22 protein-coding genes and 1 tRNA gene are annotated in these 22,748 nt (G+C 55.2%); 12 read left to right on the forward strand and 11 right to left on the reverse strand.

Translation table 11 applies throughout. The features are described 5' to 3' along the window. Positions 1-378: 378 nt before the first annotated feature. Positions 379-1,707, forward strand: coding sequence for a tyrosine-type recombinase/integrase (locus tag ACLIKD_RS00695; protein ID WP_428826754.1), 1,329 nt, complete (start codon positions 379-381; stop codon positions 1,705-1,707). A 166-nt stretch (positions 1,708-1,873) separates the two neighbouring features. Here ACLIKD_RS00695 and ACLIKD_RS00700 read toward each other — a convergent pair whose 3' ends face one another. Then, positions 1,874-2,113: a hypothetical protein gene (locus tag ACLIKD_RS00700; RefSeq protein ID WP_428826755.1), complete on the reverse strand. Its 240-nt coding sequence runs from the start codon at positions 2,111-2,113 to the stop codon at positions 1,874-1,876. Between the two features lie 225 nt (positions 2,114-2,338). Here ACLIKD_RS00700 and ACLIKD_RS00705 point away from each other — a divergent pair, with 225 nt between their 5' ends. Genes ACLIKD_RS00705 through ACLIKD_RS00715 form a run of 3 tightly spaced genes read left to right on the forward strand, consistent with a single transcriptional unit; the run spans position 2,339 to position 4,522 of the window. Beyond that, on the forward strand, positions 2,339-3,733 hold the full coding sequence (locus tag ACLIKD_RS00705) for a hypothetical protein (protein ID WP_428826756.1): 1,395 nt from the start codon (positions 2,339-2,341) through the stop codon (positions 3,731-3,733). Between the two features lie 7 nt (positions 3,734-3,740). Further along, complete coding sequence (locus ACLIKD_RS00710) at positions 3,741-4,130, forward strand: hypothetical protein (protein WP_428826757.1); 390 nt, start codon at positions 3,741-3,743, stop codon at positions 4,128-4,130. Then, complete coding sequence (locus tag ACLIKD_RS00715) at positions 4,127-4,522, forward strand: hypothetical protein (protein WP_428826758.1); 396 nt, start codon at positions 4,127-4,129, stop codon at positions 4,520-4,522. Before ACLIKD_RS00710 ends, ACLIKD_RS00715 begins: the two co-directional genes overlap by 4 nt. Positions 4,523-4,651: 129 nt before the next feature. On the opposite strand, the gene ACLIKD_RS00720 is transcribed toward ACLIKD_RS00715, so the two are convergent. Next, positions 4,652-5,026, reverse strand: a complete 375-nt coding sequence (locus ACLIKD_RS00720) for a hypothetical protein (RefSeq protein ID WP_428826759.1) — start codon at positions 5,024-5,026, stop codon at positions 4,652-4,654. Positions 5,027-5,581: 555 nt separating this feature from the next. Here ACLIKD_RS00720 and ACLIKD_RS00725 point away from each other — a divergent pair. The 7 genes from ACLIKD_RS00725 (at position 5,582) to ACLIKD_RS00755 (ending at position 12,517) form a co-directional block, all read left to right on the forward strand. Beyond that, the gene (locus ACLIKD_RS00725) at positions 5,582-5,815 is read left to right on the forward strand and encodes a helix-turn-helix transcriptional regulator (protein WP_428826760.1); all 234 of its coding nucleotides are present in this window, start codon (positions 5,582-5,584) and stop codon (positions 5,813-5,815) included. Between the two features lie 111 nt (positions 5,816-5,926). Continuing rightward, positions 5,927-8,350, forward strand: a complete 2,424-nt coding sequence (locus tag ACLIKD_RS00730; RefSeq protein ID WP_428826761.1) for a DUF3987 domain-containing protein — start codon at positions 5,927-5,929, stop codon at positions 8,348-8,350. A gap of 441 nt (positions 8,351-8,791) precedes the next feature. Continuing rightward, the gene (locus ACLIKD_RS00735; protein ID WP_428826762.1) at positions 8,792-9,370 is read left to right on the forward strand and encodes a hypothetical protein; all 579 of its coding nucleotides are present in this window, start codon (positions 8,792-8,794) and stop codon (positions 9,368-9,370) included. Between the two features lie 25 nt (positions 9,371-9,395). Then, complete coding sequence (locus ACLIKD_RS00740) at positions 9,396-9,944, forward strand: hypothetical protein (RefSeq protein WP_428826763.1); 549 nt, start codon at positions 9,396-9,398, stop codon at positions 9,942-9,944. Positions 9,945-10,017: 73 nt separating this feature from the next. Continuing rightward, entirely contained in the window at positions 10,018-10,788 is a 771-nt protein-coding gene (locus ACLIKD_RS00745) for a sigma factor-like helix-turn-helix DNA-binding protein (protein WP_428826764.1), read from the forward strand. Then, positions 10,785-11,237: a hypothetical protein gene (locus ACLIKD_RS00750; RefSeq protein WP_428826765.1), complete on the forward strand. Its 453-nt coding sequence runs from the start codon at positions 10,785-10,787 to the stop codon at positions 11,235-11,237. Before ACLIKD_RS00745 ends, ACLIKD_RS00750 begins: the two co-directional genes overlap by 4 nt. A 1,031-nt stretch (positions 11,238-12,268) precedes the next feature. Then, positions 12,269-12,517 (forward strand): helix-turn-helix domain-containing protein, encoded by a 249-nt coding sequence (locus ACLIKD_RS00755; protein ID WP_428826766.1) that lies wholly within the window; start codon positions 12,269-12,271, stop codon positions 12,515-12,517. 36 nt (positions 12,518-12,553) lie between these two features. Here ACLIKD_RS00755 and ACLIKD_RS00760 read toward each other — a convergent pair whose 3' ends face one another. The 7 genes from ACLIKD_RS00760 to rpsU form a co-directional block, all read right to left on the reverse strand. Then, positions 12,554-13,573: a hypothetical protein gene (locus ACLIKD_RS00760; RefSeq protein ID WP_428826767.1), complete on the reverse strand. Its 1,020-nt coding sequence runs from the start codon at positions 13,571-13,573 to the stop codon at positions 12,554-12,556. 139 nt (positions 13,574-13,712) lie between these two features. Then, a complete protein-coding gene (locus ACLIKD_RS00765; RefSeq protein WP_428826768.1) occupies positions 13,713-14,366 on the reverse strand; it encodes a hypothetical protein in 654 nt (217 codons plus the stop codon). Between the two features lie 160 nt (positions 14,367-14,526). Then, a tRNA-Ile gene (locus ACLIKD_RS00770) sits at positions 14,527-14,603 on the reverse strand. 7 nt (positions 14,604-14,610) lie between these two features. Beyond that, entirely contained in the window at positions 14,611-16,590 is a 1,980-nt protein-coding gene (gene rpoD, locus ACLIKD_RS00775; protein WP_226418410.1) for an RNA polymerase sigma factor RpoD, read from the reverse strand. Between the two features lie 46 nt (positions 16,591-16,636). After that, entirely contained in the window at positions 16,637-18,373 is a 1,737-nt protein-coding gene (gene dnaG, locus ACLIKD_RS00780) for a DNA primase (RefSeq protein ID WP_428826769.1), read from the reverse strand. Positions 18,374-18,379: 6 nt separating this feature from the next. Beyond that, positions 18,380-18,826, reverse strand: coding sequence for a GatB/YqeY domain-containing protein (locus ACLIKD_RS00785; RefSeq protein WP_226418412.1), 447 nt, complete (start codon positions 18,824-18,826; stop codon positions 18,380-18,382). A 91-nt stretch (positions 18,827-18,917) separates the two neighbouring features. After that, a complete protein-coding gene (gene rpsU / locus ACLIKD_RS00790; protein ID WP_226419868.1) occupies positions 18,918-19,130 on the reverse strand; it encodes a 30S ribosomal protein S21 in 213 nt (70 codons plus the stop codon). A 140-nt stretch (positions 19,131-19,270) separates the two neighbouring features. Between rpsU and tsaD the strand changes: the two genes are divergently transcribed. After that, positions 19,271-20,296, forward strand: a complete 1,026-nt coding sequence (tsaD, locus tag ACLIKD_RS00795; protein WP_428826770.1) for a tRNA (adenosine(37)-N6)-threonylcarbamoyltransferase complex transferase subunit TsaD — start codon at positions 19,271-19,273, stop codon at positions 20,294-20,296. Positions 20,297-20,378: 82 nt separating this feature from the next. Here the strand turns inward: tsaD and ahpF are convergent, their stop codons facing one another. Further along, a complete protein-coding gene (ahpF, locus tag ACLIKD_RS00800; RefSeq protein ID WP_428826771.1) occupies positions 20,379-21,932 on the reverse strand; it encodes an alkyl hydroperoxide reductase subunit F in 1,554 nt (517 codons plus the stop codon). A 106-nt stretch (positions 21,933-22,038) separates the two neighbouring features. Continuing rightward, positions 22,039-22,602: an alkyl hydroperoxide reductase subunit C gene (gene ahpC / locus ACLIKD_RS00805; protein ID WP_428826772.1), complete on the reverse strand. Its 564-nt coding sequence runs from the start codon at positions 22,600-22,602 to the stop codon at positions 22,039-22,041. Positions 22,603-22,748 lie beyond the last annotated feature (146 nt).

The following is a 22,748-nucleotide window of genomic DNA, read 5'->3' on the forward strand; positions in this document are numbered from 1 at the left end:
CTTCCCGCGGCGGGAGGCAATCGACTCCCGTGCATCACGCCAATGCGGGTTGGGCACAAAAAGAAAAGCCAACCCCGGAAGGTTGGCTTTTCAATATTGGTGGGCCCGCACGGACTTGAACCGTGGACCAAAGGATTATGAGTTATCCGGGCGAGCATTTTGTCATGCTTTACCTGCGTTTATGTAACTTTACGGAGATTGATAAATCAACGACTTAGAGTGCGTTTTCGTACTATGTGCTATTGCGTTAATTTATCTGCACTCGTTACACTGCTGTTACATGGACAGATGTAAGTCCTTGGAACGAATGAGGCCGGCGACTGCGCCAACAGTCCCGACCTCCGGTCAGCATCGCAACGACTAAGAGGAAATGCCAACATGACAAGGATAACCGGAAGCACCGCCAAGGTCGCTCCAATGAAGCTCACGAAAACCAAGGTCGAGAGCTTGCCCGTACCGACCGACAAGGATCAGGTGTTTTACTGGGACAGCGAAACCAAGGGGTTCGGGGTTCGTGTAACAGCCAACGGAGCGCGGAGCTATATTGTCCAGCGACCAGTGAATGGCAATACGCGGCGCTTTACCTTGGGGCCACATGGGGTTCTGACATGTGACGAAGCGCGAAAGCGTGCCATGGAAAAGCTGCTTGAGATGATGGACGGCATCAATCCACAGGAGGAGAAACGCCGGAAGGTCGCCCAGACTGAAACGCTCCGCGAAGTGATGGAGGATTACGTTGAACACAAGCGCACCAAGCATGGCCCGCTCCGCCCGACCAGCAAGGCCGATATTCGCGCTTGTGTGACCATCACCTTCAAGGATTGGGCTGACAAACCTGTTGCTGGAATTACCCGTGAGGCATGTCTTAAACGGTTCCGCGAGCTATCGAAAACAGCGCCGACGACCAGCAATAAATCGTTCAGGAATTTGCGAGCACTTCTGAACTGGGCGCGGGAGAAAAGCGCAACCAGCGAGGGAACCTATCCGATCCTGCCTATCAATCCAGTCTCCCAGATGTTCAAGCAAGGCGGCATGGCGAAATGGAACCCTGAGAAGGTTCGGGACACTCGGATTCCAAAGGACAAGATCGGTGCCGTGTGGCTATGCTTGGAACAGCATGCCGACCCGGAGCGTAATCGGCGCAGCACCAGCATCGCCGCTGATCTTGTCATGTTCCTCATCCTCACCGGATGCCGGATTAACGAGTCATCGACTCTGACTTGGGATCGGGTGAAACTCGACGGCGACCTGCCAACATTCCACCTTCCGGGGTCAGTAACGAAGAATCACAACCCGGTGACTTTTCCGATCACCAAGGCGCTGCATGCTCTGCTGACGCGTCGCCATGCAGAGCGCATCAAGGGCAGCAACTATGTCTTTCCAGCGGTGCGGGGCGACAGCGGCCACATGAAAGACCCGCGAGCGATGTGGGAGAAGGTCAGCAAGGTAGCGGGCCTTCATTTGTCCAACCATGACATGCGGCGCACCTTTGAGGACATTAGCAAGATCGTGGGCATCGACGGCGACACCAGCCGCCAGTTGGAGAACCATCTTGCATCCGATGTGCATGGGAGGCATTACGCAAACAATCCCGCCCCGGAAACCCTGCTGCCTGCACTTGAGGCCATCAGTTCTTGGGTTGTTCGTCAGGGTGAGATTGCCAAGGCGGCAGCCAGTGGGCAGAACGTAGTGGCGCTCAGGGCTTGATAGGTATGCGATCTCATTAACTTGACCAGCTCGAATTGATCTAATGCGGTAGTTGGCTGTTTGGGAAAGCGGACGTGCAACGTGCTAGCTCAGGGGCGTGTAGCCGGCTTGCCGGTGCAGTGTCCCCCTAAAACGATTTGTTAAGGAAAAAAATGGCAAAGTCCCACTAACTTCGTTTACCAAGACCGGGAGCACCAGACAAAATTTCGTAGCCATTCACTCGGTTGAACCCCGTGATGCGATGAAAGGATTCAATTTTGATCTGTTCTTCAATGGTACGAATTTGGACGATTAGCTTGGATCGGGTTATGTCAGTTGCTGCGGATGCGAATTCGGTCCGCAAATGCTCAAGATGCTTTTTCAACCTGCTGAGTTTGCTAGGCTTTCTTTTGCCGTTTTTTTTCATAACCTCTCTATCCAATGGCTGCAATCCGAACTGACAAGTCATAAAGCGGCTCACCGCTTACAGTGCCTTTGCCTGTGCTGACAGTCGGCAATTTTCCTTGGTCAGCATTCTCAACATCCTTTGAGGTGTTCGATCCATTTTCAGCCTACGCTAAAGCCTTCCCTCTGTGTAAGAATACCCATCTACGCGATTTGCATCAGATGTCGCGAAGATAGAAACTTTCAGATGCAATGCGCACGAGGGGGCGAATTGATAATCAGACCACGTCTTACAGACCATCACGGTATTTTATTACCGCAGGCCGAACTTGATTTCGCGATCCCGTTTTTTGACGAGGATATTCCCCTATACGTTGATCCTTTTTTGTTATGGCGGTCACCGTCTCAGGTAGACCAAGGTTTGCATACGAGTCTTATCAATGCGTTCAATTATCTCGGTGTCCTGGTCGCGAAGGGCCGTGAAGATCAAGCTGTTGTGACACTCATCGCTGCTTCAGAATGCGACGAAGTAGGTTTGGGCTCGTCAAGCACGCGGCAGGGCAAGAGAATCGGGGAGGACAAGGCACGGGAGATAATTGCACTATTCAAGCGGATCCCACACTATGCACAATCCGGATTTCGACACTTTGAGGAGATCCAGTTTTTCGTCGAAGGGATTTCAAAGGATCGCATCAGCGACATATGCTGTAGCTTTCTAAAATCATTCTTGATCGATTTCACGATACAGCAATGTCAGAGGTTGGGAATTCCTCGACAAGCGTCAACGGTTGAAAATGTATACGACTATCGGAAGAACATATTCGAGACGCTGCAGGGCATCGAACTGCCTTTAAATCCAAGGGACGGAAAACCACTCATCTTCGTTCCTAAAAGATGGCTTAGATTTGTGCCGTGGCTTAGCTACGACGATTACTTTGAAAAGCACTGCCCACAGGATGAAATAAGCCATAAGCCTGAAGAGCTGACACGGGTTGAAGTACTCAACTTTAACCGCGACCATTTCGGAGTTGTTGACGAATATATAAAAACAAAAGAACGGACCTTCGAGGATTGTCACAACGACCCGTTGTTTTCCCAAATACCTGTAACTTCTGCCAAACGAAAATTTGCTTTTATCCAGAAACTGCCGACTGGAAAAGATGGCGGGGCAGATAGGAAATATGAAGATGCCATTGGGCAATTGCTGCCTTCGCTCCTCTACCCGAAACTTGACTTTGCCCAAGAGCAGGCTCGCACGGACAGCGGTGTAAGCATTCGCGATCTCATTTTCTACAACACTGCGTCGACACCATTTCTTGAAGATATATATAAGAGTTACGGCTCACGACAAATCACCGTAGAACTGAAAAATGTAGCGACAATCGAGCGTCTACATGTCGACCAACTTAATCGTTACCTTGCAGATGAGCTGGGGAAGTTTGGGTTATTTGTTACTCGGAATCCTCTCAAAAGAGCGGAGGCCACTAGGATCGTTGATCTATGGTCCGGGCAACGAAAAGCTATTGTTGTGCTTACCGATGCAGATATCGCACAGATGGTGGAGCTGTTTGAAAGCAAACAGCGTGACCCCTTGGATGTAATTGTTAAGAAATATAATGAGTTCAGAGCCAAATGTCCGTGAGGTCCAAATGAAAACGAATGAAGATATCGAGAGACTTGAGAAGCTGATTGGTCAGCTTCAAGTACTGCACTCCGAAATATCTCAACTTGCGAAAAAGTCACCCAATGACGGACTCAACCTCTTTAAGCTGAAGCTCGTCAATAAGGTTTTGCAAAGTGGTAACGAGGTATTGACTGAGCGCTACATTCCATTTGACGACTTCAGGCAGTTTGAAGAAGGTGATCTTCCTACAAATAGTGACGTAACTATGATTCTGGCGCAGTACATGGAGCAAACTGAACGCTTTAGGTCAGACCACATGATTCATCATGATTATGAATGGCGATACCTTATCAATGGTGTCCCAAGCAAAATTAGTGGAAGAGCGCCTACGAAGGTGGGAGGGGACACAAGATGAGCGATGACGCTGGGTTCGAATACATAACGACTAATGCAGCCGTCGAGACGTATACGTCTAGCGCGCCGATTTTTGAGGGACTGCTAAAAGAGGTTCGCGAGCTTTCAAAAAAGAAACCTGAAGCAACAATGAGTGCCGGAAAAGTAAAACTCATCAATCGTGTGCTTACTGACTTGCTCACAATCCTGAAGGACGAGCCGGCTGGAAAGTATTTGGACGAGTTGGATGATGATGCGCTACCTCAAATGAGCGATGCGGTCCTGACAATGGTTCAATTTGAAACGGCCCTGACCTCGTTTCGGGTGCGATACCGTAAATATGTCTACAACGAATACTATTGGATTACGTCCGAACAATTGGCAGCTTGGAATGAAATTGACGAAGAAGAATAGCCCAAGGCGATTCAATAGAATTGCTAAGTAGCCACCGCTTCCCTTAATGGTCGAGTGACCTCAAACGCCTATGATCGGGAGTGGCTCATCGGGTAGATTGCGGAGCAGAGAAGGTGTTTGAATGGCCAGTTAGCCCGGCGCATCGCTTCCTAGCCTCTTTAGGACTTCGAATACTTCTGATGGTGAATTTGCCTGACAGAACACGACAAAGCTAAGAATCTCACTACTCACGTCGTCAATTGTGGACGGATTGTCCTTGACGCGATGAAGTAGTGATGACAAGTAGGCGCCAACGAGGGGAAGCTGCGTATCTGAGAACTCCCGCGCTTCTTCAAATTGTTCCTGTTCGCCTATGCCTTCAAATTCGAGGAACGTGTACGGCGGCTCGTGTTGAACGCGAACAAGTTCCGACGGCTGCCAGTCGTCCCCGGTGACAATCTCTGCGTCAAATGGAATTTCTTGTTCAAGCTTCTGAAGCTTCTGGATTAGCTCGGATGTCTTCATGGTTGGCGTGTTTCTATGCGATTCTCAAGGTGCTACATTTTTAGTAAACAGACCCGCCGGATCTGCGTGTGGATTGATATCTATGCGGCAATTATGTATCTGGAATCGACCGTCCGGCAAGGAATCGCCCTTGGATAGGGCCGTAAACAACTCCAAATTTTGGACTCCGAAACGCAGTCTCGACGCTCCCTAAGGGATGAAATGTTTGGTGGCCGATTATTGCCAGATATTTCATGGTCAGCCCAATGATATCCAGTGATTAGACTGGTGACATTGGGTAGTCAGTGGACGCAAAAATTGCAATAGGAACTGAGAGTTAGACGAAAGCCAAGTTGCACCGTGCTGTTAATGACGGTAAATTTAGCTTCGTTACCCACTTGCTGAACCCGTAGCTCAATGCTCGGGAGGCCGTCCGAAAGGACACGACCCGCAAGGGTCAAACGAAAAGTCTGCTAAGGCGGACAGGGGGTCACTGGCGCTGGTAATGCGGTGCTGATGGCCCACTGTCCGCCTTTTCTATTGCTGGTGGCGGTGGCCGTAGATGGAGTCACCGCAATGAACGCAATCACGCAAAACCAGCACGTAGTTCGCCAGCTTCTCAACAACGATGAAGCAGCGGACGAACTTGGCATAAGCCGCCGCACCCTGCCTGTCTGGCGGGTGCAGGGCAAAGGCCCTCAGTTCGTCAAGATCGGAAAGCTCGTCCGTTACGAGCGCAGTGCACTTGAGGCTTGGAAACAGGCCAATACCCACAGCAACACCAGCCGCAACGGCGCTCAGTCCTATTGAACAGAGTATTCACAGGACATGCGCCAAACCATCAATTCGCAAAGCGTTTCAAGCGGTTCCGCCCGCTCCGGCTTCGTGCTGTAACCGTTGCGTAACAGCTAAGGAAGAAACATGAGCACCAGTCATGAAAAAGCCGGAGCGGGTTGCGTCCCGACTCCGGCAAAAGAAAACGACACCCTGAATGAGCTACCAGACCCCAGTTTAAGAAATTCCGCGATAGTGCGCTTTGATGCTTTGCCGCAGGGTTTGCGTGATCGTCCGCAATGGTGTCTTGCGGGGAAGGGCAAAGAACCGTTGACCCTCGATGGCAGGCTTGCCAGCGTCACGGACCCGAGGACATGGGGTGACTTTGCCAGGGTCGCCAATGTGGCAGTCCAAAAAGGCCTTTGTATCGGGTTCGTGCTGTCCGAAAGCGATCCGTTTGCTTGTATTGACCTTGATGTTGTGGATGCTGATACACAGCTTGCCAAAGGTCAGCCCATTGATTCGTCGAAATGGACAACCCCTGATCAACTTGCCCGCTACGGAAAGATTGTGCGAGCGTTCGACAGCTATACCGAGCTATCGCGCAGCGGCAAGGGGTGTCACGTATGGGTCAAGGGTAACGTCGTGCAGGGCGGTCGGCGCGATGGTGTGGAGGTGTATTCACAAGCGCGGTTCATGATCTGCACGGGTAATCCGATTCAGGGTTACAACAAGCCTATCGAACACCGCCAAGAATTATTGGAAAAGCTGATAGCGGAGATTCGGGCCGAGCAGGCGACGGCCACAGTTGAGCTTGTTGAGGTCGCTGAAACCGAAGCGGACGAGGTTATCTGGGAGCGTGCAGCCAATGCGGAAAACGGCGACAAATTCCAGCAGCTTTGGAAAGGTGGCTGGGAGGCACTTGGCTACCCTTCGCAGAGTGAGGCCGATCTATCACTCCTGTCCATGCTGGCTTTCTACTCCAAGAGTAATGAACAGGCGCGCCGGCTGTTTCGTATGTCTGATCTGGGCAAGCGCGAGAAGGCGATGAAGAATGACAAGTATATCGACCGGACCCTCTCGATGATCCGGGGCAGGCAGGAAAGTGAAAGCGCATGCCTTGAAAGTGCCGCAGCATTGAGCGCCGAATTGATGAAGAATTTGTTGGCGAACAGCGCGACGCAGGGCGGCCAGCTTGGCAACCCCCTTGATCCGCAACCGCAACCGGCCCCAGCGCCCCGCAGCGCGGCCCAGTTGCCTTGGCCTCCGGGTGTTGCCGGGCAGGTTGCGCAGCTAATCTACGGAGCCGCCATGCGACCTGTGCTTGAGGTAGCTATTGTGGCCGCCCTTGGCCTGCTGGCTGGTGTTTGCGGCGCAAGATGGGTAATTCCGAAGTCGGGCTTGAACCTGTATCTCGTTCTATTGGCGAAAAGTGGTATCGGGAAGGAGGCTATGAGCGAAGGTATTACGATGTTCGTAAATGGCGTCAAGGGAAGGCATCCCGACGTTGATCTCTTTTTCGACTTTGCGGAGTACGCATCCGGCCCCGCGCTCATTAAGACTGCAATTGATCGAACCTCCTTCTTGCAGGTGTCCAACGAGTTCGGGCGCAGACTGAAACGCATGAGCGAAGCCAACGACGGTGCTCTGCAAAGCCTGCGCACCGCGATGACTAAGCTGTACTCCAAGTCCGGCCCGCAAGCCACGGTCGGGGGTATCGCTTACAGCGACCAAGAAAAAAGCGTTGGAAGCGTAGGCGGGATCGCCTTCAGCATGATTGGTGACTCAACCCCCGGCACCTTCCGCGAGGCGATCACTGCCGACATGATGGAGGACGGATTCATGTCGCGCTTCACCGTGATCGAGCATGAGGGCGATAGGCCACCGGAAAATCCCAATCCACATCTGCATCTTCCTGAGGGCTGGGCTAACTGGTTCGCCGATCTGGTAGCGCAGGCATTGGCGTTGGATCGAAACAATAACTATCAGCATGTCTTCCGCAATCCCTCTGCGGCAGAAATTCTGCACGCATTCGACCTTGAGTGTGACGCCAGCATCAACCGCGCAGGGGAAGATGAATCCCGGCGCCAAATGTGGAACCGTGCGCACCTCAAAGCGCTCCGAATTGCTGGACTGCTGGCAGTTGCTGATAACTACCTGAATCCCGTCATAGCCACAGCTCATGCCGAATGGGCCATTGACCTTGTCCGGCGTGATATTGCGGTTTTCACCAGCCGCCTGCAGAGCGGTGACATTGGTAGCGATGACAGGTCACGGGAAACCAAGGTTCTAGCGATCCTCAAGGAATACCTGATCGAAGTGCCGAAACCGAGCTACAAAGTGAAGCCTGCCTTGCATCAGAGCCGCATTATTCCGAGAAAGTACCTGACCGTAAGAACAGCCAGCCTCCCGGCCTTCAAGGATCACAAGCTGGGTTCAACAGGGGCGCTTGAGCAGGTCTTGCGCAGCTTGGTCAGCAACGGATATGTCACTAAATGTGCTGGGCCGGAAATGGTTAAGTCCTACAACGAACACGGCGAATGCTACTTGGTGATCGACTTGCCACATTAGGAAGGGTGTCGCGCTCTTAAACATAAGACGGCGGTTAAGAGCGCGAATCCCCGGCAAGCTGTTGTTATTACTATGTAAAAAAGTAAGTTTAAGAGTTTAAGAGTTTAAGGCGGTGAGTCCTTCCTGGTTGTTTACCGCCGGGGGACCCCCGGCTTTAAGGCCTTAAAGTCTTAAACCAGTTCCATCGGTCGCCAGTTCCGGAGCGCTTATTTGGAAGGCGATGGCAGTAATAGGCACCGCTGAACCATAGGGCACTGACCGCTATCAAGGCCAAGGTGAGGGATAGCAAACGGCAATCAGCACCTGCTAGGCAATGTGGCTGTCAGTCTGGGGTTGGGCGAAGCGAAAGCAGAACGAAGTATTAGCAAGACTTTGTTCTAGCCCGGTAACGGATTGACCTGTTTCTGTTTTTTCATTCATACGACCTATCGAGTAACGGCTATGCACATCTTCTCTGAAAAACTGACCAGCGCCGAACACCGAAGCCACCAGCTATGTGGCCGTCATCAAAGCATTACCGGTAATTTCCTCCTATGCTTTTGCCATACCAATTCCAGCAGGGGCATCCCATGCAAGTTGTCTGTCGTGAGTCTTACCGTGGGTGATACGAACGCACGTAATCAACAAGCCTTCCGCGAGCGGGTGAAACGCGAGGGTGGGGCGAGGGTGGAAGTGACCCTGCCCAAAGAGGTTCTGGATGTTGTGACCACGACAGTCCGGCACATGGGCGTCTCTAGACAGGACGCCGTTATTCATCTGATTAACCAAGGAGCATCAACTATGCAGCGAAACCAATACAGAGAAGACCAGTCGGCCGGGCAACCTTCACGCCCGAGCCTAATGACGGTGGCCGAGCATCAAGCGCTCGAACGATTCAAGGCAGAACTGCCCGGCGCAATCATTTCTTCCGAGCAGGACGTTAAGGCGCACGCCTTCAACGGCGGCGACGCCGGAGCGGCTCGAAAGGAAGCATTCGAGGCGCAACTGGCCGCCAGCAATATCCACCGCAAGCAACCCTGATTTACAACCACAAGGAACCATCCAAATGAGCACCCCCGTTATTTCAAAACTGAATGATGCCCTGCAATCTGTCCTTCTTCAGATTGACGAAGCAAACACCGCCCAAGTCCTTCGAAAGGCCGACTGGGCCACCGCAGCAGCGAAGGGCGACGACAAGACCGCTGACAAGCTGGAAGCTGAAATGGACAAGGCAGCGCGAATCCTGCAACGGCTGGAAGTGCAGCGCGGCGCACTCATCAGCCAGATCAACGATACCGCCGAAGTTGAGCGAGCAATCCATGCTGCCCGCCTGAAAAAGAATGCAGACATACTGCTGGAGGAGTCGGTGGAGAAGTTCAGCGGGCTAGAACCCCTTGCCGCTGGCCTGTCTGCCGCAGTTGATGCGCTGACGGCTGACTACGAGAAGTGGCGCGAGGCTCATTTCTTGGCGAAGCAAGCAGGCGCGATCCCGGAAGGTTTTTCATCCCTGGACAACGACAGTCAGGTTAAACGGATTGTTGAGTCGCTGGGCAACTCCAAGAACCGTATCGCTGGCATCTCCCGCGAGTTTTCGCGCGTCAGCGTTTTCATGTAACTGAGCAGTAACGGCGTAACCATGTGGTCAGCAGACCGCATAAGTGCCTCTCCGACAAAATCGAGAGGACAGTATGAAAACAGGAAAAGGCCCGAAGGCCATCACCAGCGCCAAGAGCATCCGCGAAGCGGAACGCCGCGCTGAGATAATCCAGATGAGATTGGACGGTCGCAACCTTCAGGAAATTGGCGACCACATGGGCATCAGTGCGGTGTCCGTCCATAACGTCATCACCCGTGCCCTTGCTTCAATGACGAAGGAGCCAGCCCAAGAGTTGCGGGGTTTGGAGTTGGCACGCCTCGATTCACTGTATGCCGAGGCGATGAACGTTCTCCGGAGTTTCACTCCCCTGCTGCATAACGGTCGAGTGGTTCATATCCCCGTTATCGACCGCAACGGGGAGGTGGTCAAAGACCCCGGCACCGGCCAGCCCCTTACCTGCATAGCGGAAGACCAAGCTGCCCGTCTCGCAGCAATCGCGGCGGCAGTTCGGGTCATGGAGCGTCGGGCGAAGTTGCTCGGCCTTGATGCTGCCACCAAGCTACAGCAGGAAGTGACCGTCAGCACGGACGACAAACCGGATTACGACCTCAACAAGTTGGACATGAACGAGCTGCTTTTGTACAGACAGATGTTGCTACAGATGCATGATCCCAAGAGTCCTGACCGTGCTGACCGCCCCAATCCCTGCGATGAGTTGCGAGCCAAGCTGACCCCAAACGAGATTGGCACGCTGCAGGCGATCTTCAAGAAGCTGGATGTTCAGTACCTTGCGGCGGGCACGGTGCAAGCCCTGCGCGGCACACAGCCAGCACTACCCACGGCGATGGGGGGCGAGCAGTGATTAAGACCCATATTGACCACGACAAGCGCCTGCGGATCGTATTCGATGACGAACAAACCACCCCCTTCGAGAACTACAACATCTGGCTATTAGATACGCTCCGAGGCGTCATTGCTCAGCCCGGGGAGTCGCCTGCTGATACATGGAAGCGCGTCCTTCAGACGATTGCCGCAACGCGTTATTTGTCGCGAATCGACCATTTCTACTTCGCCACCATTTTTGTTGACGTACAGCCCACACCGCAGCACAGGAATAGCATCACCAAAGACCGAATTAGTGCCAAGCTCTATGAGTTGGCAGACCCTGCTCACAACAAGGATGCCGACTCACGGGTTGAGGCACTGATTCTCCTGAGCGAACTGTATGGGCTGAACCAGCCGGAGACTTTTATCATACCGTCGCTGGAACAGCTCAATGAGGAAATTGCCCGCCATCAGGTTCAGAAATGAAAGGGCGCGACATTATCGAGCCTGTGCAATGGCACCCGCCAGACGACAAGCGGATGCCGGTGATCGACCCGAACACCAACCCGCCCCGAGTCGTTCGCTACGTTGGCTGGCGATCCTGCCTACGCTGTGGTCACAAGTTTTTCAGCCTCGATGTAGTCCGTGTTCGCATGTGCAACCCCTGTAAAGACGGCCATAGGGCGGAGGATTGGTAACTCGATTGATAGCCGCAGCAAGCCCACCGAACAACCCGCCCTCCGTGGCGGGTTTTGTTTTGGCTGATAAATCATCGGCAGCAATCGGGCGTTAGACCAACGTATTAGACGAATAGCCTTGTCCATGTAGGAACGACGAGGATGGGCCGAACGTCGCCTGTGCGGCATCGGCGACGTGGGCCGGGTTGCATGCGGCTGGGGCAGCGATCACCACAGCAGTGCTATGTGGGTATTGGCTTGGCGTTGCTCGGCCTGTGCCGGCTCTGCGTGCCCAGCAGGAAGGTATTACTTGGCACCTATTCGGTGCCAAGCCTCTCGAAACTCATCTCGGTCGTAAGCTGGAGGATTCAGCCAATAAGCACCCCCGTTCGCGTCTTGTGAGGCAAATAGTTGCACTTCTTGCCTCCGCAGGATGAAACAGATTGGGTTGTCTGAATTTGCGCACATGGTAATGATCCACCACTCCGACCGCAGCACATCAATTGACTTACCCAACGGAACTGCGCTGCGTTTGGCCAGAGCCTTTGATTGAACGCCGAAAAAAAGGGATTCATCTGCATCAGTTACGATTAAGTCCGATCCCCGAGCATTGCGGATCGTCGGCATTACATGCCAGCCCCGCCGCGATAGCTGCCACGCTGCGTAGTTCAAACCGGCATTCCCGGTCATTGAATTGCGATAGGAAGCTTTCGTATCCCCGCTCATGACGTATTGTTTTTCCCACTATTCATATTCAAACGCCTAACGAGAGAGTGCTCCCCGCTCTGACGTGCCTATAGGCCGTGGACTATAGGCCACACGAAATCCAGCATCAAGCCCATGGAACGGGCTGCGGACATTGGGTTGATCTTCGGGGAGGTTCTGCGTCGGCATCGCACGGCAAAGAACATCTCGCAGGAGGAACTCGCCCATCTTGCAGGTGTGGATAGAACCTTTGTTTCTCGCCTTGAGCGCGGGATAAGGCAACCGACTATCACAACCGTGATTGGAATAGGTCAAGCGCTTGGTGTCTCCGCTGCGGAATTGGTAAGGGAGACAGAGGCGGAATGCCTCCGCTGCGCAAGATAGGTCCGCAGCAAGACCTCAAAAACTGTGGTTAAGCAATTACGTAGACAACGCGTCAATCACGGTCTCAGCGACCTCTTTTGAAATGCGGTATAGCGATTCATCGACAACGATTTGCTCGTTGACTTGCTTCCTTGGGTGAACAAGGTTTCTGGTATCACGAAGTTCGTGGGAGTGCTTTTCTACGCTCCTAGGCACAAAGCCCAAATCAGTAGCAACACTGATGTATTCTGCAAGGGTCCAATCATCTAGCTGCTTAACTGCACCACTCTTGTCTCTCGGTGCTTTACTTGAAGTCATGGCCGCTTGGATATTTGCCCGTAACTTGGCCAGTAAGGCACCTTCCAGAATGCCTCCTAGCATAATGACGGCAGCCAGGTACGCTTCGCCAAAAGCACAAGCCTCCATTTCTAACCAGCGGCGCTCTAGGTTTTCCTGTAAATCAAGATCAAACCCAAGGCTGCTAAAGCGAGCATCACGTTCAACCGGAGTCAGTAGCCGAAGGATGCCTTCAGCACTGCCAAGATTGAGCTTGATACGGCTATCATTTTTGTATTTGTGCAACCCCCTCCCCGTAATGTAAATCCCTTTTCTGGGAAAGAATTCGTCATCTCTAATGAATCCGTAGCTAACAAGAGCATTTTTGGCGGTATTAATTTCTTCGTTGGAAAATTCATAGAGATAGATCGGTAACGACTCTAGAGGAATGAGATCGCTGCCCGAAAAAACATTTACTCGGTTACTGGCAACAAGAGCCAATATCAAATCCTCTAAGGAATGCGCACGCTGCTCAGCCAAAGGCTTCGACAAGATTCCTTTTTGAGCAAAGTATTTTTGCCGAGTTACTTTGCCTTCCGTTGTGGCCCAAAAATACTTGCCATCCTGTAGCTTCAGCAATTCCTCAGAAACCATGGCTGCAAGCTCGACTTCCAGTTTTTCTATTGAATAATCAGTCAGCTCGTCTGAGTAATGATAAAACGAGTCAATGGAATAGCCGCCATTGCTTCTCGGGCAAAAAAGATCAAGTTTATAAATTAATGTTCTTATCTCTTGGGGCATGGAAATTCCAACGTCCTGAAAGAACGCATGGTAACTCCCTATGGGGTCTAGAAGAACTGGGCATTGAAGCCGGTGGCGCGGGCGATTAGGTCAAAAAGTCACAACGATCTGGTTTGGGCGGCTGCGCGGCCTGCGTGCCTTAGCCGTAAATCCGCATATAGGTCTCCCCTGCAAATTCAAGGAGGGCAATGTTGTTCTTTTGGAGGCTTTTTCTGATTTCCTCTGGGTCGATGGCCATTACCTGCTTCAAAAGATTTAGAACCTCGGGATTCTCCCAATTCCATGTCGGAGACCTGATAACAGCCATGAATGCCTCTATCGTTTCAAAATGTTGCGTGAGTTCCGCGACCGCAGTTTTGCATTTGACATAATCATTGAACTTGAATACCTGTCCCTTGGCCGCTAGCGATTTGAGCTTAATCACTGACGGCTGAAGCGCAACTAATAGCTCGTGCAGATGCTTGCCATCATGCTCCCCGTTCTTCTGAATGTAGGAAATCGCACCTTCGATAGCTGTGTCGGCCTGTTCGCGGTTTCCCCTTGGTGGTATATGGCTCTGCATGCCGACCTTTGCAATCACCAAGAGCGTCATGGGCTTTGGCATCTCTGCAATGTAAGTGTGTGCGGCTTCAATCAACGCATCGAGGAATTCAGCTTTTCCCTTTGCCTTGTCTTGATGCCTCCAAGTTTGCAATGCATAGAACGCAATTGTGGCTGTAATCACAGCTGCAAGCGCACTGATGGTTTCAGGCCAGCGTATTGCGTCAAGAGACCAAACAAGTACGTCACACATCAGAAAACTCCTTCAAAACACGAGCCCATGAAGTGCTTTCAGCCGCAGCGGCATGGGCTGTTGCTGCGCTTGTTACTTGGTCGTTACATGGGGTGTTTGTGGTGCTATGAAATGAAAAACCCGCACCGGCTGTATTTCAGCGCTGGTGCGGGTTTGCGGTTGGTGGGCCCGCACGGACTTGAACCGTGGACCAAAGGATTATGAGTCCTCTGCTCTAACCAACTGAGCTACAGGCCCGAAAGCTTTAGCTGCCGTTGGTGTCGATGAAGCTGCGCAACTTGTCAGAACGGCTCGGGTGACGGAGCTTGCGCAGCGCCTTGGCTTCTATTTGACGGATGCGCTCACGGGTGACGTCGAATTGCTTGCCGACTTCTTCCAGCGTGTGGTCAGTGTTCATTTCGATGCCGAAGCGCATGCGCAGGACCTTGGCTTCCCTGGTCGTCAGGGTGTCGAGGATTTCCTTGGTAACGCCGCGCAGGCTGGAATACATCGCCGCGTCGGCCGGCAGCAGGGTCGACTGGTCTTCGATGAAGTCGCCGAGGTGCGAGTCGTCGTCGTCGCCGATCGGGGTTTCCATGGAGATCGGCTCCTTGGAAATCTTCATGATCTTGCGGATCTTGTCTTCCGGCATGTCCATCTTCTTGGCCAGCGTTGCGGGATCGGGTTCGGCACCCGTTTCCTGCAGGATCTGGCGGCTGATCCGGTTCATCTTGTTGATCGTTTCGATCATGTGCACCGGGATGCGGATGGTCCGTGCCTGGTCGGCGATGGAGCGGGTGATGGCCTGACGGATCCACCACGTGGCGTAGGTCGAGAACTTGTAGCCGCGGCGGTATTCGAACTTGTCCACCGCCTTCATCAGGCCGATATTGCCTTCCTGGATCAAGTCGAGGAATTGCAGGCCGCGGTTGGTGTATTTCTTGGCGATCGAGATGACCAGGCGCAGGTTGGCTTCGGTCATTTCGCGCTTGGCGCGACGAGCCTTGGCTTCGCCGGTGGACATCTGCTTGTTGATTTCCTTCAGTTCTTTCAGCGAGATGCCGATGCGATCCTGCAGGGCCAGCAGTTTCTTCTGCTGTTCCTTGATGTCCGGCGCGCTGCGGGTCAGGATGGCGACGTAGGTCTTCGGCGCGGCAGCGATCTGGGCGTCGGCCCATTCGAGATTGACTTCATTGCCCGGGAAGGACTGGATGAACTGCTGGCGCGGAATCTTGACGCGATCGACGCAGATCTGCTGGATCTTGCGTTCCGAGCGACGAATTTGTTCGACCATGCCGCGCACGCTGTCGCACAGCTTTTCGATCGAGCGCGAGGTGAAACGGATGTTCATCAGCTCGTCGGAGACCTGCTGCTGCATCTTCAGATAGGTTTTGTCCTGCGATCCCTTGCTCGACAGCGCCTTTTGCATCTTGCTGTGCAGTTCGCGGATGATCGCGAAACGCTCCAGCGCATCGACCTTGAGTTGTAGCAGGGAGGCCGAAACGGCGCCGGCCGCGGCGCTTTCGCTGTCTTCGTCGTCGGCATCCTCGTCTTCTTCGGCGGCGGCTTCTTCATGCACTTCGGCGACCGGCTCGGCGACAACCGCGTTCGGGTCGATCAGGCCGTCGACCAGTTCATCGATGCGCATTTCCTCGGCTTCGACCTTGGTCGCCATTTCGAGAATGTCGTCGATCGTCGTCGGGCAGGCGGAAATGGCCTGCACCATGTGCTTCAGGCCTTCTTCGATGCGTTTGGCGATTTCGATTTCGCCTTCGCGGGTCAGCAGTTCGACCGAGCCCATTTCACGCATGTACATGCGGACCGGATCGGTGGTGCGACCGAATTCTGAATCGACGGAGGAGAGCGCCTGTTCGGCTTGCTCTTCGGCTTCTTCATCGTCCGTCGCGGCGGCAGCGGTATCGGACATCAGCAGGTCTTCGGCAGCCGGGGCTTCGTCGAAGACCTTGATGCTCATGTCGCTGAAGGTCGAAATGATCGCTTCGATACTTTCCGCATCGACGACGTCGTCGGGCAGGTGATCGTTGATTTCGGCGTAAGTGAGAAAACCGCGTTCCTTGCCAAGCTTGATCAGCGCCTTGAGGCGCATCTTGCGCGCCTCGGCGTCGAGCGGCTCCGGAGTTTCTGCCATTGCACCATCGAGCAGCGCCTTTTCGGCAGCTTTTTCCTTGGCTTTGCTGATGCGAGCCTTCGGGGCTTCCTTAGCGGTGTCTTTTGCCTTAGCCATGAACGCGATCCATTAAAATCTAGAAAACCATAAATTATACCACAACTTAGCTACGATTTTGCTTCCCCGAGAGGAGCTGGATGTAGGTCTGTTTTTCTGCCGCGCTCAGGCCGGCAACGCCAAATTGCTGAGCCTTGGCCTGCAGTTCGGCGAAGGCACGTTTCTGGCCGCCTTCCTGGAGTTTTTCCAGGGTGTCGCGAAATTCCTCTTCGGCTTCCGCTTCGTCAAATTGCTGGCCGAGAAGTTCCGCTGCGGCGTTTTCGATCATCTGCTCTTCTGGCAGCCCGCGCAGTTGTTCGCGCAGGCCGGCGTAGCTGCTGGTTTCGCCGTTGGCGCTGACCAGTTGATGCAGGCGAAGCAGCGGGGCGCGTTCTGGGGTATCGGGCAGCAAGTCGATGGGGAGTTTGCCGGCCAGTTGCGGCATGTGCAGCACGATGCGCAGTAGGTTGCGGGTCAGCGATGGCGCGGTGCGCCGCGATTTGGGCGGGGCCGCCGGGGTGAAGGATTTGAGTTCGCAGAGGCGCTCGACTTCGCTCTGGGCGAAGCCGCTGGCCTCGGCCAGGCGCTTGACCAGTTGCAGGCGCAACAGCGGTGTTGGCAGCTTGAGGAGCAGCGGCTTGGCTTCGTAGATCAGCTGCGCCTTGCCTTCCGAACTGGTCAGGTCGCAGCGCTGGGCGAGTTCGCGCAGCAGAAAGTCGGAGAGGGGCATGGCCTGCAGCACCAGGCGGTCGAATTCGGCCTTGCCGTTAGTGCGGATGTAGCTGTCCGGATCTTCGTCCTGGGGCAGAAAGACGAAGCCCAGGCGCTTGTTGTCGGCCAGTGCTTCGAGCGAGTTTTCCAGGGCGCGCCAGGCTGCCTTGCGGCCGGCGTTGTCGCCGTCGAAACAGAAGACCACGCGGTCGACCTGACGGAGCAGCTTGTTGACATGGGTTGCCGTGGTCGCCGTGCCCAGTGTCGCGACGGCATTGCCGACGCCGTTCTGGGCCAGCGCAATGACGTCCATGTAGCCTTCGGTGACGATCGCCGTGTCGGTTTCGCGCAGTGCCTGCCGGGCTTGTGGCAGGCCGAACAGTTCGCGGCCCTTTTCAAACAGCGGGGTTTCCGGCGAGTTCAGATACTTCGGCTCGCCCTGGTCGATGATCCGGCCGCCGAAGGCGATGATGTCGCCTTTCGGGTTGATGATCGGGATCATCAGCCGGTCACGGAAGCGGTCGTAGCGGCGGCCGGCCTCGTTCTCGATGACCAGGCCGGCCAGCTTGAGTTCTTCGGTGTTGTAATCGGGGAATACAGCCTGCAGGTTTTGCCAGCCGTCTGGCGCGTAGCCCATGCCGAAACGGCCGGCGATTTCGCCGCTCAAGCCGCGTTTCTTGCAATATTCGACGGCGCGCGGCGAGGCCTTGAGCTGATCCTTGTAGTACTGCGCGGCGCGGGCCATGATGTCGATCAGCGTGCGCGTCTGGCCGGGCTTTTCGTCCTTGAAACTGCGCCCTTCGCTTTCCGGTACCTGCATGCCGGCGCGACTGGCCAGTTCCTTGACGGCGTCGATAAAGCCGACGCCCTGATACTCCATCACGAAGCCGATGGCCGTGCCGTGGGCGCCGCAGCCAAAGCAGTGGTAGAACTGCTTGGTCGGGCTGACCGTGAAGGACGGTGATTTCTCGTTGTGGAAGGGGCAGCAGGCAGCATAGTTGGCGCCGGCCTTTTTCAGCGGGACGTAAGCATCGACCAGGTCGACGATGTCGACCCGGGCGAGCAAATCCTGGATGAACGAATCCGGGATCATCGATGTTTAGCCAGCCAGTGCCGCCTTGACCAGTTTTGATACTTCCGCCATGTCGGCCTTGCCGGCCAGGCGGGGTTTCAGGATGGCCATCAACTTGCCCATGTCGGCCGGTCCCTTGGCGCCGGATTCGGTAACGGCCGCCGCAACCGCAGCCGCGGTCTCGTCGGCGCTCATCTTTTCCGGCAGGTAGGCGGCGAGGATGTCGATTTCGAACTTCTCGGCATCGGCCAGATCCTGGCGGCCGGCAGTTTCGTACTGGGTAACGCTGTCCTTGCGCTGCTTGGTCAGTTTTTCGATGATGGCGACGACGGCCGCGTCATCGAGTTCGACGCGCTCGTCGACTTCCTTTTGCTTGAGGGCGGCGAGCAGCAAGCGAATGGCCGACAGTTTGCTTGCTTCCTTGGCCTTCATGGCCGTTTTCATGTCTTCGGTGATGCGTGCTTTGAGGCTCATGGTCTTCTTTTTCAGAAAAATCGCCGGAAAAAAGATAAAGCCGCCGGCTTTTAAAGGCGGGCGGCTCTTTTTTGCTGCGAAATGTACTTGATTAGTACATCTTCGGCGGCAGGGTCAGGCTACGGAGGCGCTTGTGTTGACGTTTAACGGCAGCGGCAGCCTTGCGCTTGCGCTCGGCGGTGGGCTTTTCGTAAAACTCACGGGCGCGCAGCTCGGTCAGTAGACCTGTCTTTTCGACAGTACGCTTGAAGCGGCGAATGGCAACTTCAAACGGCTCGTTTTCCTTGACTCGAATGTTCGGCATGTAAATCACCCCCTTCCGTTAGGCGCCTGCCAGGTCGAGTAAAACGGCAGTGCGCGCAAAAATTGTGTCCGCATGATCGCGGAAAGCCGAACAGTATATTGCAAAAAACCTTTTTGCTCCAAGTGTTAAAATCCGCGCCCATGTTGATCCTCGGTGTTGAATCCTCCTGCGATGAAACCGGTATCGCGCTCTACGACAGCGCCGCCGGCCTGTTGTCGCATGCCTTGCACTCGCAGGTGGCAATGCATGCCGAGTACGGCGGGGTGGTGCCGGAGCTGGCATCGCGCGACCATATTCGCCGCGTCGTGCCGCTGTTGCGCGAGGCTTTGCGCAGCGCCGGGCGCTGCCTGACCGACGTCGATGCCGTTGCCTACACGCGCGGCCCCGGCTTGGCCGGCGCCTTGCTGGTCGGTTGTGCCTTTGCCGAAGCGCTGGCCCTGGCCCTCGACAAGCCGACCATCCCGGTGCATCACCTCGAAGGCCATCTGCTGTCGCCGCTGTTGTCGAGCAATCCGCCGAGCTTTCCGTTCATTGCGCTGCTTGTTTCCGGCGGCCATACGCAGTTGATGCGGGTGACCGGCGTCGGCGAATACGAACTGCTCGGCGAGACCCTTGACGATGCGGCTGGCGAAGCCTTTGACAAGAGCGCCAAGCTGCTCGGTTTGCCTTATCCCGGTGGCGCACTGTTGTCGAAACTGGCCGAACGGGGGCAATCGGGCATCCATCAATTGCCGCGCCCGATGCTGCATTCCGGCGACCTGAATTTCAGTTTTTCCGGCCTGAAGACGGCGGTGCTGACGCTGGTTCGGGAGCAGGCCGAGCTGACCGACGAGTTCAAGGCCAACGCGGCCCGCGCCTTCCAGGAAGCGATCGTCGAAGTATTGGTCAAAAAGTCACTGAAGGCGATCAAGCAGACCGGCCTCAAGCAGTTGGTGGTGGCCGGCGGCGTCGGGGCCAATAAACAACTGCGGGCGACCCTCGATGACGAGGCGAAGCGCAAGCGCTTCCGGGTCTATTACCCGGAACTGGAATTCTGTACCGACAATGGCGCGATGATCGCGCTGGCCGGTGCCTTGCGCTTGCAGGCCGGTGCGTTGCCGAAAGTCGCCGGCGATTTTGCGGTGCAGCCACGCTGGCCGCTGATGGATATTTCGACGCACCGCTAGTCGGGGCATCGAACAGCAAAAAGGCCAGCCGTCGCCGGCCGGCCTTGGTATCTGAGGATCAGACGCTTCCTCAGCCGGCTGTTCAGGCCGGTGCGGAGGTGCGAATCAGGTGGTCGAAAGCGCTCAGCGAGGCCTTGGCGCCTTCGCCCATGGCGATGATGATCTGCTTGTATGGCACCGTGGTGCAGTCGCCGGCGGCGAAGACGCCGGCTACCGAGGTCTGGCCCTTGGCATCGATTTCGATTTCGCCGCGATTCGACAGGTTGACCGTACCTTTCAGCCAGTCGGTGTTGGGCAGCAGGCCGATCTGCACGAAGATACCTTCGAGATCGATGCGCTTGACCTCGTCGGTATTGCGATCCTTGTAGAGCAGGCCATCGACTTTTTCGCCATTGCCGCTGACTTCGGTGGTCAGGGCCTTGGTGATGATCGTGACGTTCGGCAGGCTGGCCAGCTTGCGTTGCAGCACGGCATCGGCCCGCAACTGGCTGTCGAATTCGATCAGCGTGACATGACCGACAATGCCGGCCAGATCGATTGCCGCCTCGACCCCCGAGTTGCCGCCGCCGATTACGGCGACGCGCTTGCCCTTGAACAGCGGACCGTCACAGTGCGGGCAGTAGGCGACACCCTTGCCGCGATATTGCTGCTCGCCCGGCACGTTCATTTCCCGCCAGCGGGCGCCGGTCGCCAGGATCACCGATTTGCTCTTCACCGTCGCGCCATTCTCCAGTTGTACTGCGATCAGCTCGCCCGGAATCAGCTTGGCGGCGCGCTGCAGGTTCATGATATCGACGTCGTAATCCTTGACGTGCTCTTCCAGACCCATGACCAACTTCGGACCATCGGTCGCCTTGACCGAGATGAAGTTCTCGATGGCCAGCGTATCCATCACCTGGCCGCCGAAGCGCTCGGCCAGCAGGCCGGTACGGATACCCTTGCGGGCTGCGTAGATGGCGGCCGAGGCGCCGGCCGGGCCGCCGCCAATGACCAGCACGTCGAAGGCCTGGCGGGCATTGATTTTCTCGGCGTCACGGGCGGCTGCGCCGGTGTCCACTTTGGCGATGATTTCCTCGATGCTCATCCGTCCGGCGCCGAACTCCTCGCCATTCAGGAAGACGGTCGGCACGGCCATGATCTGGCGGCGTTCGACTTCGCCCTGGAACATCCCGCCGTCGATCATCGTGCTGGTCACGCCGGGGTTGAGCACAGCCATCAGGTTCAGGGCCTGCACAACGTCCGGGCAGTTATGGCAGGACAGTGAAATGAAGGTCTCGAACTTGAAGTTGCCGGGCAGGGCCTTGATCTGGGCGATAACCTCGGCATCGACCTTGGGCGGGTGGCCGCCGGTTTGCAGCAGGGCGAGGATCAGCGAGGTAAATTCATGGCCCATCGGGATGCCGGCAAAATGAATGCGCGGTGCCTGGCCGGGTTGGGCGATGGCGAACGAGGGGCGCAAGGTGGCCGTGCCGTCCTCGCGCAGGCTGACCTTGGCGGAGAGTTCGGCGATGTCGACCAGCAGGCCGCGCATTTCCTCGGCCTTGGCGCTATCGTCAAATGAGGCAATCAGTTCGATCGGTTGTTGCAGCTTTTCGAGATAAGCCTTGAGTTGGGTCTTGATGTTTGCGTCGAGCATGATGTTTCCTCTGGTCTTCTAGTCGCTAGACACTGGTTGCTAGTCACTGGCCGGCTTGCGCCAGCAACTAACAACCAGGAGCTAATAACTGAGAGCTAGCTACTACTTAGATCTTGCCGACCAGGTCCAGTGACGGAGCCAGGGTCTTTTCGCCTTCTTTCCACTTGGCCGGGCAAACTTCACCTGGGTGGGCGGCGGTGTACTGGGCGGCCTTCAGCTTGCGCAGGGTTTCGGAGACGTCGCGGGCAATCTCGTTGGAGTGGATTTCGACCGTCTTGATCACGCCATCCGGGTTGATCACGAAGGTGCCGCGCAGGGCCAGGCCTTCCGCGTCGATATGCACGTCAAAAGCGTGGGTCAGCTGGTGCGTCGGGTCGCCGATCAGCGGGAACTGAGCCTTGCTGACGGCCGGGGAGGTTTCGTGCCAGACCTTGTGCGAGAAATGCGTGTCGGTGGTAACGATGTAGACCTCGGTGCCGGCCTTCTGGAACTCGGCGTAGTTGTTGGCGGCGTCTTCGATTTCAGTCGGGCAGTTGAAGGTGAAGGCGGCCGGCATGAAGATCACGACCGACCACTTGCCCTTCAGATTGGCTTCGGTGACTTCGATGAACTTGCCGTTGTGGAAAGCCTGGGCCTTGAACGGTTGAACTTGGGTGTTGATGAGCGACATGGGGTTTTCTCCTGGTGGGTAAAAATTGAACACAGAGCAATATTAGGGCGCAGCAATCAATTGAGCCAATTGATTGCCTAAATGAATGATATAGCGATTGCCTATCTGTTCCGGTGGCGCGATTTGGTTAGCGCCTAGCATGTAGT

Source organism: Azonexus sp. IMCC34842 (assembly GCF_050368855.1).
GTDB lineage: Bacteria > Pseudomonadota > Gammaproteobacteria > Burkholderiales > Rhodocyclaceae > Azonexus > Azonexus denitrificans_A.